The following is a 16,014-nucleotide window of genomic DNA, read 5'->3' as shown; positions in this document are numbered from 1 at the left end:
GTCCCGGTATGATGATACTCATCAGCCGCCGCCGATGCGGTTTGCGAGCCAGCCGTAGAGAAATGCCTCCTGGCTCGGGCGGCGTTCGGCGAGCGCGATGTAGCGTTCGCCCTGCAGCGCCTCCATCGCTCGCAGCAGCACGGTTACGCCGCCCTTGCCGCGCGCTTTCAGAAGAACCGTCGAGCGCTGACAGCGTGCGCGGGCCGATGGCGCGGTCGACCATGATATCGGGATAGTCGCGCGCCGTGCGGTTGAGCGCGTTGAGTGCGCGCTGGAGAACGCCAGAGGCGATCGCGGTACCCATATGACGCCGGTATCTAACGGTTCGGCCGCAATGCGCGGCGCGCGCGGCGATGCGATCGAAGGCGGGGCGCAGCCAACAGATGCGGCAATAGATGGTGGCCGCCTCGGCGCGGGGCAGATCGCGCATTGGCCCCGTATAGCCCTGCGCCCGCGCTACGGCATCGGTGATCCCCCGGCGGGTCGGGCCGCCGCAATCGGCGGGGTGGTTTACATATCCGCCTTCGCGGTCGATGAGGGCATCGATCAATGCGTCAATCGCAAGGCGGGGCAGGTCGGCAAGTGACATGATTCGCTTCTTTAGTTCACTGAGATATTGAAACGAACCATATTGGAATATTGTAGGAAAGGATTTTCATGCGCGCGCTGCAAGTGAGCCAATTGGCGCCCGATCACGCGGGTTGCGCGATCGCCGACCTGCCGCGACCCGAACCCGGGCCGGGCGAGGTGCGGGTGCGGGTGCGGGCAGCAGCAGTGAATTTTCCCGACCTGCTGATGACGCGCGGCGCCTACCAGCTCAAACCCGAGCTGCCCTTCGTGCCGGGGCTGGAGTTTTCGGGTGAGGTCGATGCGGTGGGCGCGGGCGTCGAAGGCTGGGCGCCCGGCGATGCGGTGATCGGCGGCAATCGTTTCGGTGCGATGGCCGAATATTGCATCGTTCCGGCGGCGACGCTGCGGCGCAAGCCCGCCGCGCTCGACTGGGCGGCGGCGGCGGCGTGTCCGGTCGCCTATCTGACCGCCTATGTCGCGCTCGTCCGCTGCGCGCGGGTCGCGCCCGGCGACTGGGTGCTGGTCCACGGCGCGGCGGGCGGTGTGGGCCTGGCGACGGTCGATCTGGCGCGCGGACTGGGCGCGCGGGTGATTGCGGCGGCAAGCAGCGCCGCGAAGCGCGATGCCATTGCCGCGCTTTACACACCCGACGCGGTGATCGAGGCGGCGCCCGGTTTTCGCGAGACGGTTAAGGCGTTGACGGAAGGGAGGGGCGCCGATGTCATCTTCGACCCGGTCGGCGGCGATGTGTTCGACGAATCGACGCGCTGCATCGCCTTCGGCGGCCGCTTGCTTGTCGTCGGCTTTGCATCGGGGCGGATTCCCGATATTTCGGTCAATATGCCGCTGATCAAAGGCTTTTCGGTCGTTGGGGTGCGCGCGGGCGAATATGGCCGCCGCTTTCCCGAGCGCGGGGCCGAGAATATCGTCGCAATCGACGCAATGGCGGAGAGCGGGGCGATCCGCCCGCATGTCCACGCCGTGCTCGATCTTGCCGATTGGCGCGCGGGGTTTGCCATGCTCGAGCGGCGCGAGGTGGTGGGGAAGGTCGTGCTGACGCCTTGACGAGCGGGCGCGGCGGCGCTTTGGCCCGCGACTGCGGCACCACGGCGCAACTGGCATAGTTTTGCGACAAACCATGGGTCATTGAGCCGCGGGGTGCCCGGCGCTTTGCCGCCCATAGTGAAGGACGACATGTGAGAAAATTTCTGACGATTGCCGCGCCGCTGATGCTTGCAATACCGGCCGCGCACGCGCAGCCGCCGGCGCATAATGGCGAACGCATGTTCGCGATGATGGACGCCAATGGCGACGGCAAGCTCGACAAGGACGAGATCGCGAAGATGATGCAAATGCGCGCCGAGCGCATGGGCGAGCCATCGATGGCGACGCCCGAGCGGGTCGATGCGCTGATGAAGCGGCTCGACACCAATGGCGACGGCTTCGTCGACAAGGCCGAAATGGAAGCGATGCGCAAGGCGCGCGCGGCCGCCCCGCCGGCCGAAGCGCCCGCCGACGGCGCCGATCAGAGCGAATCCAACTGAAAAGACTGAATTGAACGGGGCCGGCGGCGGTTTCGGCCGCCGCCGGTCAATCACCGCCGATCAATGCGCGCGCGATCAGGAGCAGCGCTTCCAGCCCGATCCGCGTACCGCCTTGCCCGGCGTCGCGCCGGTCGGGTCGCCGCCGCGCAGCACCGCGGTACCGTTGACGAACACATCGCGCACGCCGGTCGCATATTGGTGCGGCTTTTCGAAGGTCGCGCGGTCGCCGACGGTCGCCGGATCGAAGATCACGACATCGCCGAAATAGCCGGGGCGCAGCGCGCCGCGATCCTGAAGGTTGAGGTTACCCGCGGGGAGCGAGGTCAGCCGCCGCACCGCCTCTTCGAGCGGGATCAGCTTTTCGTCGCGAACATAGCGGCCGAGCAGGCGCGCGAAATTGCCATAGGTGCGTGGGTGGGCGCCCGACTTCAGGAACACGCCCTCGGCCGCCTGCGATGCGGCGTCCGAGCCGAAGCTCATCCAGGGAAGCTGGATTTGGCGCCGGACATTGTCTTCCGACATCAGGAAATAGACGGTCCCGACGCGCGAGCCATCCTCGACGACAAGGTCCATCGCGGTTTCCTCGGGCGATTTTCCGCGCATCGCCGCCACTTCGGCCAGCGTCTTGCCGGTGAGCGGCTTGAGCGCGTCATTCTTGAAGCCTGTCAGGATCATCTTGTCGGCACCCGCGCCGATGTAGAGATTCTCCCAGTCGCTGCCCGGACTTTTCATTTCGGCCGCGACGCGGGCGCGGATCGCCGGATCCTTCAGCCGCTCGATCCACGCTTCCAGTCCGCCCGCCTGAACCCAGGTCGGCATGGCGGCGTCGAGCCCGGTGGCGCCCGCGGTATAGGTGTACATGTCGGCGGTGATCCGCGTTCCCGCGGCGCGCGCCGCCTCGATCTTCGCTACGACGGGCGCGAATTTGTCCCAGTTCGCGCGGCCGGCCATCTTGAGGTGATAGATTTCGGCCGGCGCGCCCGACCGGCGCGCGATGGCGATCAGTTCGTCGACCGCTTCCTCAAGCCGGTCGCCTTCCGAGCGCATATGACTGATATACATGCCGCCGCAGCGCGCCGCCTCGCTGGTCAGCGCGACGAGTTCGTCGGTCTCGGCATAGGAGCCGGGGGCATAGATCAGCGAACTGCCGACCCCCAGCGCGCCTTCGTCCATCGCCTGACGGACGAGCGCGCGCATCCGCGCGAGCTGTTCGGGGGTGGGATCGACATCGCCTTCGCCCAGTTCGTGCACGCGCACTGTCGCCGCACCGACGAAGCTCGCGACATTGGGCGCAATGCCGCGCTTTTCGAGATAGGCGAAATAATCGCCCAGCGTCGTCCAGCTGATGTCATATTTGATATCGCCCTGACGCTCGGTCTCCTGCGCCTTCATCGTCGCGTTGAACGGGCCCATCGACCAGCCTTCGCCCATCACTTCGAGCGTCACGCCCTGGCGGATGTCGCTGAGGCTGCGCGGGTCGGCGATCAGCGATTCGGTTGCCCAGCTCAGCATGTTGATGAAGCCGGGCGCGACAGCCATGCCCTTTGCGTCGATCTCGGTCCGGCCGCGGCCCGCGACCGTGCCGACCGCGACGATGCGGTCGCCCTTCAGCGCGATATCGCCAACGACGGGGGCGGCGCCCGAACCGTCGTAGAGCGTCCCGCCGCGGATGACGACGTCATAGGCAGGGGCCGCGCCGCGCGCGCCGGCCGAGGCCGAAAGGAGCAGCGAGCTGGCGAGCAGCGCCGCGACGAAGGGCGAGCGGCTATGCATGGAGGCTCATCAGCGAATCCATCAACCCTTCGTCGGCGCTCGAGCAGACGCCGAGGACCAGCGCCTCGTCGCAGCCGTCGGCGACGACATAAGCGTGACCCATCGACGAATCGATATAGATGCCCTGACCCGCGTCGAGGACCACGGGATCGTAAAATTCGCTGTGCACTTCGATCCGTCCTTCGATGACATAGATGAACTCCTCGCCCTGGTGGTGGACGAGCTCGCCGAATTCGCTCGCACTGCGCGCGCGGATGCGCGTGATGATAGGGATCATGCGCTTTTGCCGCAGGTCGGTGCAGAGATAATGATAGTCGTAATTGTCGGTGGTGACGCGAACCGCGGTGTCGATGGTGCCGACGCTGCGCCGGCCGGTGACGCGCGGCGCGCTGTCCCCCGCATCTTCGGCGAACAGGTCGGACATGCGGATGTTGAGCCGCTGGCTGAGCTGTTGCAGCTTGTCGTAGCTGAGCGTCAGCCGGTCATGTTCGACCTTCGACAGCGTCGATACCGGGATGCCCGAGCGCGCGCTCATTTCCTTGAGCGTCCAGCCATTTCGGGTGCGAATTCCCCGCATGACCTCGCCGAGCGTCGGGGGATTCGATCGGGATGTCATCGGGTCGGTCCATTCCTCATTTGACAATTTTCCAATCAGGATCATTATGTCCGCATTGGGTCACTTATTGCTGACCCTTGGTAAGGCGTCTCGCGGCTCGCTGCAAGCATGTCGCGCGGCGCGCCGGATAAGGGGGATAAAGCGATGCGTTTCCTTCGCAAGCTTATGATAGGATTGGGAGTGCTGGCGGCCGTCCCGCTGGCCGCGCAGGGGCCGGTGCAGCAGATTGCCGCCAAGCCGGCGGAGCAGACGCCGGCCGTGCCGCCGCCGCCCGCGGGCGCGGCCAAGCTCGACGCCGCCGATGTCGAGGCGTGGCTCGACGGTTTCATGCCCTATGCGCTCGCGCGCGGCGAGGTTGCCGGTGCGGTCGTCGTCGTGGTGCGCGGCGGCGGCACGGTGCTGCAGAAGGGCTATGGCTTTGCCGATGTCGCGTCGCGCAAGCCCGTCGATCCCGCGACGACGCTGTTTCGCCCCGGTTCGGTGTCGAAGCTGTTTACCTGGACCGCGGTGATGCAGCTTGTCGAAGCCGGTAAGCTCGACCTCGATAAGGATGTGAACACCTATCTCGATTTCAAGATTCCGCCCTTCGAGGGCAAGCCGGTGACGCTGCGCAATATCATGACGCACACCGCGGGCTTTGAAGAATCGATCCGCTATCTGATCAGCAGCGATCCCAAGGCGGTGATGCCGCTGAAGGATTATGCGCGCGAAGCGCTGCCCGCGCGGGTTTTTGCGCCGGGAAGCACGCCCGCCTATTCCAACTATGCGACCGCGCTGGCCGGATACATCGTTCAGCGCACCAGCGGCGAATCCTTCGATGATTATATCGATCGGCACATTTTTGCGCCGCTGGGCATGAAATATGCGAGCTTCCGCCAGCCGCTGCCGGCCGCGCTCGCGCCCTTCATGTCGAGCGGCTACCGCGTGATGACCGACAAGGCCAAGCCCTTCGAAATCGTCGTGCCGGCCCCCGCGGGCAGCCTGTCGGCGTCGGGCGGCGACATGGGCAAGTTCATGATGGCGCATCTGAACAACGGCGGCGTGCTGCTGAAGCCCGAGACGGCGAAGCTGATGCACGATTACAAGGCGCCCGGCGTCGGCCCGCTCAACAGCATGGCGCTCGGCTTCTACGAACAATGGGTCAACGGGCATCGCGCGATCGCGCACGGCGGCGATACCGAATGGTTCCACAGCTATCTGTGGCTGTTCCCCGATTCGGACATCGGCTTGTTCGTGTCGATGAACAGCCCCGGCAAGGAAGGCGCAGCGGGCGCGATCCGCAGCGCGCTGTTCCACCAGTTCGCCGACCGCTATCTGCCCGGCACGCCCAAGCCCGGACAGGTCGATGAAAAGACTGCGCGCGACCATGCCGCGATGCTGGCCGGCCATTATGTGTCGAGCCGCGGGTCCTTCACCAATTTCATGAGCCTGTTCGGCCTGCTCGGCCAGGCGCAGATCGTGGTCGGAACCGACGGCAAGATCGCGATGCCCGCGCTCGACGGGCTGAGCGCCGGACCGCGCGACTGGGTCGAAGTCGAGCCCTTTGTGTGGCGCGACACCGGCACCGGCGAACGGCTCGCTGCCGAGGTCAAGGACGGACGCGTCGTGCGCATCAGCCTGGATGCCGCGTCGCCCTTCATGGTCTTCTGGCCGGCCCCGGCGGGCGAAAATGTCGCCTGGCTGAACCCGGCGCTGATCGCAGCGCTGCTGCTCGTGCTGCTTGCGGCGCTCGCGTGGCCGGTGCGCGCGCTGGTCCGCCGCAGCTATGGCGCGACCTTTGCGCTCGAAGGCCAGGCGCGGCGCGCGTGGCGGCTGTCGCGGCTGTTCGCGTGGCTCGTCATCGCGGCGGTCGCCGGATGGGCGATGTTCATCGTCACCTTCTCGGGCGATATCGGGAGCGTCGGCGGCCCGCTCGACTGGCTGATCATCCTGCTGCGCGTGCTGACGCCGATCGCCAGCCTTGGCCTGTTGGCGACGAGCGCGTGGCACCTGTGGCTGTGCATCAAGGACAAGCGCCGCTGGACGATGAAGCTGGGGGCGGTGCTGTTGCTGCTGTCGGCGCTGGTGCTCGTCTGGCTGACGCTGCACTTCCACCTCTATGGCTTCGGCATGGTCTACTGATGACGGCCGATGTCATGACCGGACTGACGCTCGACCTTCGCGTCGAGCGTTTTCCCTATCACCAGCCGTTCCGCATCGCGGGCCATGTGTTCACCGAGACTGCGCTGCTCGTCGCCACCCTGTCCGACGGCCGCCATGAGGGCCGCGGCGAGGGGGCGGGGGTTTATTACCTCGGCGACGATATCGACCATATGCTCGCCGAAGCGACGCGGGTGCGGCCCGCGATCGAAGGGGGCGCGACGCGCGAGGATCTGCAGCATCTGCTGCCCCCCGGCGGCGCGCGCAACGCGATCGACTGCGCCTTCTGGGATCTCGAGGCCCGGCGTGCGGGCAAGCCCGTCTGGGAATTGGCCGGGCTCGACCCGCCGCGCGCGCTGCGCTCGACGCTGACGCTCGGCGCCGACAGCCCCGAAGCGATGGCCGCCGCCGCGCTGGCGATCGACCCGCACGCGCCGGTGAAGGTAAAGCTGACGGGCGAGGTCGACCTTGACGCGGCGCGCATCGCCGCGATCCGCGCGGCGCGGCCGCATGCGTGGATCGGCGTCGATGCCAATCAGGGTTATGACCGCGCTACGCTGGGCGATCTGTTGCCGCTGCTCGTCGCGCATCGCATCGCGCAGCTCGAACAGCCGCTGCGGCGCGGGCGCGAGGCCGACCTCGACGGGATCAAGCGGCCCTTGCCCTTCGTTGCCGACGAAAGCGCGCTGTCGCTCGCCGACACCGCCTCGCTCGTCGGGCGCTTCGATGTCGTCAATATCAAGCTCGACAAGTGCGGCGGGCTGACCGAGGGGCTGGCGATCGCGCGGCAGGCGCGGCGGTTGGGGCTCGACGTGATGGTGGGCAATATGATGGGCACCAGCCTGTCGATGGCGCCATCCTACCTCGTGGGGCAGCTCTGCGACATCGTCGACCTCGACGGGCCGACGTTCCTCGCGCGCGACCGCGAGCCCGGCGTCACCTATCGCGACGGCAAGATCCATTGTCCGCCGAGCCTGTGGGGTGGCGGCTGATATGAATTATCCTGTCCTAAATGGGTTGACAATTTTCTGATTAGGACAATAGTCTTGAAAGTGAAATTTTCTTGAGGTGGAGGGTGGAATGACCGCGTCATTCCCGGCGACGCGCCGCGCCTTTGTGGCGGGCGCGGTCGGGACAGCCTTGTCTGCGACGATCGCAGCGCCGATGATCGGGCGCGGTGCCTATGCCTTCGCGGCGACGCCGGCGCGCAGCTATTCGACGCGCGCCGTCGATCTGGTCGCCGCCTCGCTGGTGATCGACATGCTCGCGCCGCTCAAGATCACGATGGCAGCCGATTATATCGCGCACCGCCTCACCGATGCCGAGGCGGGGGAGTTTCGCGCGAGCGGGATCACGGGCTTCCACAACAGCTTCGGTCTGGGCGGCCCCGATGCGCGGGCGCAGGCGATGGAATATATGGCGGGGTGGCAGGGCTTCGTCGGGCGCAACGGCCATGTTTTTTCGCTCGTCGACACGGTGGACGACCTCGACAGGGCAAAGGCGATGCGCAAATGCGCCGTCATCATGGGCATCCAGAATGCCGACCAGTTCGACGGCGTCGAGGATGTCGCGGTCTTTCGCCGGCTGGGCCTGCGCTGCGCGCAACTCACCTATAACAGCCAGAACCGCATCGGGTCGGGCAGCACCGACCGAGTTGATGGCGGGATCAGCGACTATGGCGCGGCGATCATCGACGCGATGGAGCGGGCGAAGATGCTGATCGACGTGTCTCATTGCGGCGACCGCACCACGCTCGACGCGATCGCGCTCGCCAAGGGGCCGATCGCGATCACCCACAGCAATGCGCGCGCGCTGGTCGACCATCCGCGGGTCAAGACCGACGAGGCAATCAAGGCGCTCGCCGCCAAGGGTGGGGTTATGGGGATCACCGGAGTGCGGATGTTCGTCCGCGCGAGCGACCCCACCAATGTCGGCCATATGGCCGATCATATCGACCATGTCGCCAAGCTGGTCGGGATCGAGCATGTCGGCATCGGGTCCGACGCCGACCTCAACGGCTATGACGACATGGCGCCGGCGGAATATGCGGCGCTGAAGGCAAGCTACAAGGACAGCTATGCCTTTCGCGACAAGATCGACATCGACGGTTTCGACCACCCGCTCAAGGTCTTCGACCTGACCGAGGAACTGATCCGTCGCGGCTATTCGGACGATAACATCCGCGCGGTGCTGGGGGGCAATTTCCGCCGCCTGCTCGCGCAAGTGTGGGGGTAAGGCGATGAAACAGGGTCTTTGGATTGCAAGCAGCATCGCGGCGCTCGCGGTGGCGATGCCGGTGCAGGCGCAGGAAGCGGGCGGCGCGGAATATAGCGGCGAGATCGTCGTCACCGCCCAGAAGCGCGTGCAGAACGTGCAGGACGTGCCGATTTCGATCAGCGTGGTCGGCGGTGAGGATATCCAGCAGCAGGGTTCGGCCTCGCTCGTCGATTATGCCGGCTATGTTCCCGGCATGAACGTGAGCAACGGCGGCACGCCGGGGCAGACGACGATCACGCTGCGCGGCGTCGCACCGCTGAGCGCCGCGCAGACGGTCGGCATCTATCTCGACGATGCGCCGGTCGGATCGAGCGCGATCTACAATCGCGCGGGAGCCTTCACGATCGACCTGATGCCCTATGACCTCGATCGCGTCGAAGTGCTGAAGGGTCCGCAGGGCACTCTGTATGGTGCGAGCTCGATCGGCGGCCTTGTCAAATATGTCACGGTGCAACCCGACACGCATGAATTCCGCGTGCGCGCCGGGCTCGAGGGCTTTTCGATCAAGGATGCAGGTGGTCTCGGCTGGGGCGCGCAAGCCTATGTCAACGTCCCGATCGCGCAGGACACGCTGGCGATCAGCGGCAGTTTCGCCTGGCGCAGGAGCCCGGGCTGGGTCGACAGCGTCAATAATTCCGGGCTGACCGATCAGAATGATTTCGAACAGCGCGGCGGCCGCGCGGCGTTGCTCTGGCAACCAACGCCGCAATTGAGCGTCAAGCTGGCGGGCATTTGGCAGTCGCTCAATTCGGACGGCAACGGCCTCTATGCCGCGGATCTTGCGGGCAACCGGCTCGGCAACGGCCATTCGTTCAACAATTATGTCCCCGAATCCTATGATATTTCGCTCGATTATTATTCGGCGACGGTCGATTATGATTTCGGCGCGGCAACGCTGACCTCTGCGACCACCTACAGCAAGACGAAGAGCCGTCAGGTGCAGGATGCGAGCTATGCTTTCGGCGTACTCTTTCCGCTGCTTACGGATGGCGCGGTCGATCCGGGCATCACGCCGTTTTACCTCGACCTCGGGCTCAAGAAGTGGACGCAGGAAGTCCGGCTGACCTCGCCAAGCGGCGGGCGGTTCGAATGGATGATCGGCGGCTTTTTCACCGACGAGAAGACGAGCAACGCGCAGCTTGTGCGGTCCTATGACATGAACGGCGATCCGATCGCCGGGCTCGATCCGCTGGCGATCGTCGGGCTGCCCGCGACCTACAAGGAATATGCGATCTTCGGCAATGCGACGCTGAAGCTCGCCGAGCAGTTCGACGTGACCGGCGGGCTACGCTGGGCGCGCAACAAGCAGACGTTCCGCCAGATTAGCTCGGGCGCGATCGTGCCCCAGGCCGACGATCCGGGAAGCTCTGCAGAGAGCGTCTGGACCTTTTCGGTCAGCCCGCAATTTCACATAAACAAGGACGCAATGCTCTACGGCCGCGTCGCCACCGGCTACCGTCCGGGCGGCCCGAACGTCATCGTTCCCAATGTGCCCCCGACGGTATCCGCCGACCGCATGACCAACTATGAGGTCGGACTGAAGGCCGATCTGGCCGACCGGATGGTGACGGTCGATGTCGCCGCCTTCTGGATGGACTGGACCGACATTCAGGTCGTCCGCTCGTTCGGCGGGGTCAATGGCGGGGCCAACGGCGGCAAGGCGACGAGCAAGGGTTTCGAGGGCAGCATCGCCTTTCGCCCGGCGCCGGGCCTGACGATCAGCGCGACCGGCAGCTACACCGACGCCTCGCTGAGCGAGGATGTTCCCGAAATCAGCGGAGCGAAGGGCGACCGTTTGCCAGCGGTGCCGAAGTTCAGCGGCGCGCTCCGCGCCGACTACGACTTTGAGCTGGGCGGCAGCGCCAAGGGCAGCCTCGGCGCCGGCATCCGCCACGCGAGCAGCCGCTTGTCGCTGGTCGAAAGCGATCCTCTGACCGCGCGCGCCGAGCCGTATACCTCGGTCGACCTCAATGCGTCGGTGACGTGGGACGGCCATTGGACGCTGCGCGCCTACGCGCGTAACCTGTTCGACAACAAGGGCGAGATGGCGCGCTCGACGATGGCGGACGGGCTGAACCAGCCGAGCTTCCTGTCGATCTCGCCGTTGCAGCCGCGCACGATCGGCGTCGCGATCGACATGGCCTTTTGAACGAAAGCGGAGTGACAGCGATGAACGCGCCGACGGGCCGGCTGGACAGCCAGCTCACCCTCCCGCAGCCCTATCTGCTCTTTCTGGGCGACACGACTGAGGCGGGCTATGCCAAGACCGCCTTTGGCCTTGCCGACTGGGCCGCCGACCGCTGCGTCGGCGAATGGGGGATCGGCGGCTGCACCGTCACCACCGGCCTGCCGCACCTGTCGCCGGCAGAGGCGCGGGCGGCGGGAGCGCGTTCGCTGGTCATCGGCGTCGCCAATCAGGGGGGCATTATCGGCGACAGCTGGGTCGCGGTGCTCGTCGAGGCGATGGAGGCGGGGCTCGACATCGTGAGCGGGCTTCACGTCCGGCTGACGAGCATCCCCGCGCTCGCCGATGCGGCGCGGCGCACCGGCCAGCGGCTGATCGACGTTCGCACCCCGCCGCCTTCGATTCCGATCGGCAACGGCCGCAAGCGCAGCGGCAAGCGGCTGCTGACCGTCGGCACCGATTGTGCCTTGGGCAAGAAATATACCGCGCTGGCGCTGCACCGCGCCTTTGCCGAGCGCGGGATCGACGCCGATTTCCGTGCCACCGGGCAGACGGGGATCATGATCGCGGGCGGCGGGATGCCGATGGATGCGGTGGTGTCGGATTTCGAAGCGGGCGCCGCCGAAATGCTGAGCCCCGACGCGCCTGCCGATCACTGGGATCTGATCGAGGGGCAGGGGTCGATCTTCAACCCCGCCTATGCCGCGGTATCGCTCGGCCTGCTCCACGGCAGCCAGCCAGACGTATTCGTCGTCTGCCACGATCCGACGCGCACGGTCATTCTGGGAATGGAAAGCTTCGCCCTGCCGAGCATCGAGGAGGTGATCGACCTGACGATCCGGCTCGGCGGCCGGACCAATCCCGCGATCCGCTGCGGCGGCGTCAGCCTCAACACCTCGGGCTATGATGCCGATGCGGCCGCGGCGCTGATGGCGGCGGAGGCGGCACGGCTGGGCCTGCCGGTCGCCGATCCGATCCGCGGCGGCGCGGCGTTCGCGGCGCTCGTCGAAAACTGTCTCGCGTGATGGTGGGCGAGGCGGGCAGCGGAGGGAGCTGGTTTCAGCGCTTTCTGCTGCCTGGTTTCGCGCTGAAGGCGGTCATCATCGGCGGCGGCTATGCGACGGGCCGCGAACTGGCCGAATATTTCGTGCCGGCCGGACCGTGGGGCGGGCTTGCCGGGATGCTGCTCGCGACGCTGATCTGGAGCGTCGTCGCGGCGCTGACCTTCGCGCTCGCGCGGCAATTGCACGCCTATGACTATCGCAGCTTCTTTCAGCAATTGCTCGGCCCCGGCTGGGTGCTGTTCGAGGCGGCCTATCTGATCTTCGTCGTGCTGATCCTCGCGGTGTTCGGCGCCGCCGCCGGCGCGATCGGCGCGGCGACCTTCGGCTGGCCCGAACTGATGGGAGCGGTCGTGCTGGCCGCCGCGATCCTGTTCGCGACCGCGTTCGGCGAAGCGGGGGTCGAGCGCCTGTTCAAATATGCCTCGATGCTGATCTATGCGGTCTATGCGCTGTTCCTCTTCTTTGCGCTGACCCGCTTTGGCGACCGCATCGGCGCGGGTTTCGCCGCGGCCGGACCGCCGGCGGACGGGTGGATGGCGGGCGGCATCACCTATGCGAGCTATAACATCGTCGGGGCGGTCGTCGTGCTGCCGGTGCTGCGCCACCTGACGAGCCGCCGCGACGCGTTGATCGCGGGCGCGATCGCCGGGCCGCTGACCATGCTGCCCGCGATCCTGTTCTTCGTGGCGATGATGGCCTTTTATCCCGGCATCGGCGACGAGACGCTGCCCTCCGACTTTCTTTTGCGGCAGATGGCGGTGCCGGGCTTTCACCTGCTGTTCCAGCTGATGATCTTCACCGCGCTGCTCGAAAGCGGGGTGGGGGCGATCCATGCGATCAACGAACGGATCGCGGGTGCGTTCGAGGCGCGCGGTCGCGCGGCGCCCGGCACCGCGGGACGCGCGCTGATCGGCGCGGCCATCCTGGCGGGTTGCATGTTCGTCGCGGCGCGCGTCGGGCTCGTCGACCTGATCGCGAGCGGATACCGCATCCTCGCCTGGCTGTTCCTGGCCGTTTACGTCGTCCCGCTGCTTGGGATCGGCACCTATCGCCTCGTCAAGCGGGGCCCCTCGTCCATGCAGGAGGTTCGACCATGAAATCCGCGCGTCTGCTGGCGGCATCGCTGATGCTCGCCCTTTCGGTGCCCGCCTGGGCCGAGCCGCCCGCCGACATCGGCGACAGCGTCGAGGCGCTGCGCCAGAAGATCGGCGCGGTCGGCGTGTCGATCGCGATCGTCGAGGACGGCCGGACGACGCTGGCGCGCGGCTGGGGCGTGCGCAAGCTGGGCGAGAGCGCGCCGGTCGACGCCGAAACCATCTTTCAGACGGGATCGACCGGCAAGGCGATGACCGCCGCCGCGCTGGCGGTGCTCGTCGATCAGGGCAAGATCGCGTGGGACGATCCGGTCATCAAGCATATGCCGTGGTTCCGCATGAACGACCCGTGGGTCACGCGCGAGATCACGATCCGCGATCTGCTCGTCCACCGGAGCGGGCTGGGGCTGGGGCAGGGCGACCTGATGTTCGTGCCGCGCACCTATCTGACGCGCAAGCAGACGGTCGAGCGCGTCGCCTTTCTCAAGCCCAAGACGAGTTTCCGCTCGGCCTATGCCTATGACAATATCCTCTATGCCGTTGCCGGGCAGTTGATCGAGGAGGTGACCGGCCAGCGCTGGGAGGATTTCATCCGCGAGCATGTGCTGCGCGCCGGCGGCATGAAGAATGCGACGAGCGATAGCGAAGACCGCTTCCGTATCCCCAACCGCTCGTGGCCGCATGCGCGCCTGTCGGGGGCGCTGCGCGGGCTGGGGCCGCAGCAGGCGCTCGACGAACGCGACGAGCTCGGCCGCAACGGGGCGCCCGCGGGCGGACTGGCGCTGAGCGCCGACGATATGGCGGCGTGGCTGAAGATCCAGCTTGCGCATGGCGCGCTGCCGGGCGGCGGACGGCTGTTCAGCGAGGAACAAGCGAAGCAGATGTGGACCCCGGTAACGCCGATGCCGATCACCGAACTGCCCGACAGCCTGAAACCCGCGCAGCCGATGCAGCAGGCCTATGCGCTCGGCTGGCAGGTGCAGGATTATCGCGGCCACCGCATCATCCAGCACAGCGGCGGCGTGTTCGGTTCGATCACGCGCGTCGTGATGATTCCCGACAAGAATGTCGGCTTTGCGATCATGATGAACAGCGAGGACAGCGGGATGATCCTGGGGCTGACCTACGAGCTGCTCGACCATTATCTCGGGGCACCCGATTATGGCTGGACGACCAAATGGCAGGACTGGTTCGAGGCTCGGCTGGCGGGCGGCGTCGATTATCTGAAACAGGCGAAGGCATCGCCGGCGAAGGTCGGCCCGTCGCTGAAGCCCGCGGGCTATGCGGGGCGCTATCGCGATCCGTGGTACGGCGATGTCGTGATCGCCGACGGGGCGAAGGGGCTGACGATCGACTTCACCTCGACCCCGCGCATGGCGGGGCGGCTCAAGCATTGGCAGTATGACAGCTTCGTCACCGAATTCGACGATCCCGCGATCGAGCCCGCCTATGTGACCTTCGCGCTCGACGCCGACGGCAAGGTGACCGGCGTGACGATGAAGCCCGTCAGCATGATCGCCGATTTCAGCTGGGATTATCAGGATCTCGACCTCAAGCCCGTGGAGGACAAGAAGTGAAGCGCATTGCCATTCTGCTCGCCGCCGCCGCGCTGTCCGCCTGTTCGGCGGCGGGCGACAAGCCGCAGGCGGCGCCGCCGCCGCTGCACAGCCGGATGCTGGTGCTCGACACCCATCTCGACACGCCGCTTCATTTCGAGAGGCAGGGATGGAACTTTGCCGACCGGCACGATCTGGCGACCGACCTGTCGCAGCTCGATATCCCGCGGATGCGCGACGGCAATCTCGATGGCGGCTTCTTTGCCATCTACACCGAACAGGGGCCGTTGACCCCGGCGGGCTACGCCGCGGCGCTTGCCCATGCGCGCAAACGGTCCGACCTGATCGACAAGATGATCGCCGACAACAGCGGTGTCATCGGCGCGGCGCGCACCGCCGAGGATGCGCGGCGGCTGAACAAGGAAGGCAAGCTCGTCGCCTTCAAGTCGATGGAGAACAGCTATCCGCTCGGCGAGGATCTCTCGCTGTTGCAGGAGTTCTATGACAAGGGCGTGCGGCTGGCGGGGCCGGTCCATTCGGCGAACAATGAATTTGCCGACAGCGCGACCGACAAGCCGCGCTGGAACGGGCTGAGCCCGCTCGGCAAGCAATGGGTGGCCGAAATGAACCGGCTGGGCATCGTGATCGACGCGAGCCATTCGTCGGACGCGACCTTAGACCAGATCCTGCAATTGTCGAAATATCCGATCCTGCTCTCGCATTCGAGCCTGCGGTCGGCGCATGACCATCCACGAAACCTAGACGAAGGACGCTTGCGCAAGCTGGCCGAAAAGGGCGGGGCGATGTGCATTTCGACGATCTTCATGTCCGAGATGAACATGTCGCCGGCGCGCGCCAAGCTGTTCGGAGAATATGAGCATATCGGCGAGATTACGCCCGAAGCGCAGGCGGACCTGACGCGTCAGTGGCGCGAACTCGACAAGAGCGAGGCGATGTGGGCCGCGGATTTTGAGGATTATATGAAGATGGTGCTACGCGCGATCGAGGTCGGCGGCGTCGATCATATCTGCTTCGGCGCCGACTGGGACGGCGGCGGCGGCCTGAAGGGCATCGAGGATATTTCGGCCTTGCCGAAAGTCACTGAACGGCTGAAGGCCGCAGGCTATTCGGACGCTGACATCGAAAAAATGTGGAGCGGCAACATCCTGCGCGTCGTCGCGGCGCAGGGGAAATAG

12 protein-coding genes and 1 pseudogene are annotated in these 16,014 nt (G+C 66.1%); 10 read left to right on the top strand and 3 right to left on the bottom strand.

The window, feature by feature from the left end; all coding sequences use genetic code 11:
• Positions 1–21: 21 nt before the first annotated feature.
• Positions 22–589: pseudogene (locus AOA14_RS20395) on the bottom strand (glycoside hydrolase family 108 protein).
• A gap of 68 nt (positions 590–657) precedes the next feature.
• Between AOA14_RS20395 and AOA14_RS18015 the strand changes: the two are divergent.
• Complete coding sequence (locus AOA14_RS18015) at positions 658–1,635, top strand: NADPH:quinone oxidoreductase family protein (RefSeq protein WP_062902804.1); 978 nt, start codon at positions 658–660, stop codon at positions 1,633–1,635.
• A gap of 131 nt (positions 1,636–1,766) precedes the next feature.
• Positions 1,767–2,114 (top strand): EF-hand domain-containing protein, encoded by a 348-nt coding sequence (locus tag AOA14_RS18010; RefSeq protein ID WP_062902803.1) that lies wholly within the window; start codon positions 1,767–1,769, stop codon positions 2,112–2,114.
• A gap of 75 nt (positions 2,115–2,189) precedes the next feature.
• Here the strand turns inward: AOA14_RS18010 and AOA14_RS18005 are convergent, their stop codons facing one another.
• Together AOA14_RS18005 and AOA14_RS18000 are read right to left on the bottom strand one after the other, a co-directional pair.
• On the bottom strand, positions 2,190–3,887 hold the full coding sequence (locus tag AOA14_RS18005; RefSeq protein ID WP_062902802.1) for an N-acyl-D-amino-acid deacylase family protein: 1,698 nt from the start codon (positions 3,885–3,887) through the stop codon (positions 2,190–2,192).
• Positions 3,880–4,503 (bottom strand): helix-turn-helix domain-containing protein, encoded by a 624-nt coding sequence (locus tag AOA14_RS18000; protein WP_062765817.1) that lies wholly within the window; start codon positions 4,501–4,503, stop codon positions 3,880–3,882. Before AOA14_RS18000 ends, AOA14_RS18005 begins: the two co-directional genes overlap by 8 nt.
• A 144-nt stretch (positions 4,504–4,647) precedes the next feature.
• Between AOA14_RS18000 and AOA14_RS17995 the strand changes: the two genes are divergently transcribed.
• The 8 genes from AOA14_RS17995 (at position 4,648) to AOA14_RS17960 (ending at position 16,014) form a co-directional block, all read left to right on the top strand.
• A complete protein-coding gene (locus AOA14_RS17995) occupies positions 4,648–6,624 on the top strand; it encodes a serine hydrolase domain-containing protein (protein WP_062903254.1) in 1,977 nt (658 codons plus the stop codon).
• Positions 6,624–7,634 (top strand): dipeptide epimerase, encoded by a 1,011-nt coding sequence (locus AOA14_RS17990; RefSeq protein WP_062902801.1) that lies wholly within the window; start codon positions 6,624–6,626, stop codon positions 7,632–7,634. The genes AOA14_RS17995 and AOA14_RS17990 overlap by 1 nt, the downstream gene beginning before the upstream one ends.
• Positions 7,635–7,722: 88 nt before the next feature.
• Positions 7,723–8,877 (top strand): dipeptidase, encoded by a 1,155-nt coding sequence (locus AOA14_RS17985; RefSeq protein WP_062902800.1) that lies wholly within the window; start codon positions 7,723–7,725, stop codon positions 8,875–8,877.
• Positions 8,878–8,881: 4 nt separating this feature from the next.
• Positions 8,882–11,068, top strand: coding sequence for a TonB-dependent receptor (locus AOA14_RS17980; RefSeq protein WP_062902799.1), 2,187 nt, complete (start codon positions 8,882–8,884; stop codon positions 11,066–11,068).
• Positions 11,069–11,088: 20 nt separating this feature from the next.
• The gene (locus AOA14_RS17975; protein WP_062902798.1) at positions 11,089–12,129 is read left to right on the top strand and encodes an N-acetyltransferase DgcN family protein; all 1,041 of its coding nucleotides are present in this window, start codon (positions 11,089–11,091) and stop codon (positions 12,127–12,129) included.
• Positions 12,129–13,265 (top strand): YkvI family membrane protein, encoded by a 1,137-nt coding sequence (locus tag AOA14_RS17970; RefSeq protein ID WP_003050360.1) that lies wholly within the window; start codon positions 12,129–12,131, stop codon positions 13,263–13,265. The genes AOA14_RS17975 and AOA14_RS17970 overlap by 1 nt, the downstream gene beginning before the upstream one ends.
• Positions 13,262–14,839 (top strand): serine hydrolase, encoded by a 1,578-nt coding sequence (locus tag AOA14_RS17965; protein WP_062902797.1) that lies wholly within the window; start codon positions 13,262–13,264, stop codon positions 14,837–14,839. Before AOA14_RS17970 ends, AOA14_RS17965 begins: the two co-directional genes overlap by 4 nt.
• Positions 14,836–16,014, top strand: coding sequence for a dipeptidase (locus AOA14_RS17960; protein ID WP_062902796.1), 1,179 nt, complete (start codon positions 14,836–14,838; stop codon positions 16,012–16,014). Before AOA14_RS17965 ends, AOA14_RS17960 begins: the two co-directional genes overlap by 4 nt.

This window comes from Sphingopyxis terrae subsp. terrae NBRC 15098, from assembly GCF_001610975.1.
In the GTDB taxonomy this organism is placed as follows: Bacteria; Pseudomonadota; Alphaproteobacteria; order Sphingomonadales; family Sphingomonadaceae; genus Sphingopyxis; species Sphingopyxis terrae_A.
This window is presented reverse-complemented; position numbering and strand designations above follow the sequence as displayed.

Bases quoted from the DNA above. Each gene is read 5' to 3' on its own strand.
- AOA14_RS18015 (WP_062902804.1), top strand. From the start codon at position 658: ATGCGCGCGCTGCAAGTGAGCCAATTGGCGCCCGATCACGCGGGTTGC.
- AOA14_RS18005 (WP_062902802.1), bottom strand. From the start codon at position 3,887: ATGCATAGCCGCTCGCCCTTCGTCGCGGCGCTGCTCGCCAGCTCGCTG.
- AOA14_RS18000 (WP_062765817.1), bottom strand. From the start codon at position 4,503: ATGACATCCCGATCGAATCCCCCGACGCTCGGCGAGGTCATGCGGGGA.
- AOA14_RS17995 (WP_062903254.1), top strand. From the start codon at position 4,648: ATGCGTTTCCTTCGCAAGCTTATGATAGGATTGGGAGTGCTGGCGGCC.
- AOA14_RS17990 (WP_062902801.1), top strand. From the start codon at position 6,624: ATGACGGCCGATGTCATGACCGGACTGACGCTCGACCTTCGCGTCGAG.
- AOA14_RS17985 (WP_062902800.1), top strand. From the start codon at position 7,723: ATGACCGCGTCATTCCCGGCGACGCGCCGCGCCTTTGTGGCGGGCGCG.
- AOA14_RS17980 (WP_062902799.1), top strand. From the start codon at position 8,882: ATGAAACAGGGTCTTTGGATTGCAAGCAGCATCGCGGCGCTCGCGGTG.
- AOA14_RS17975 (WP_062902798.1), top strand. From the start codon at position 11,089: ATGAACGCGCCGACGGGCCGGCTGGACAGCCAGCTCACCCTCCCGCAG.
- AOA14_RS17970 (WP_003050360.1), top strand. From the start codon at position 12,129: ATGGTGGGCGAGGCGGGCAGCGGAGGGAGCTGGTTTCAGCGCTTTCTG.
- AOA14_RS17965 (WP_062902797.1), top strand. From the start codon at position 13,262: ATGAAATCCGCGCGTCTGCTGGCGGCATCGCTGATGCTCGCCCTTTCG.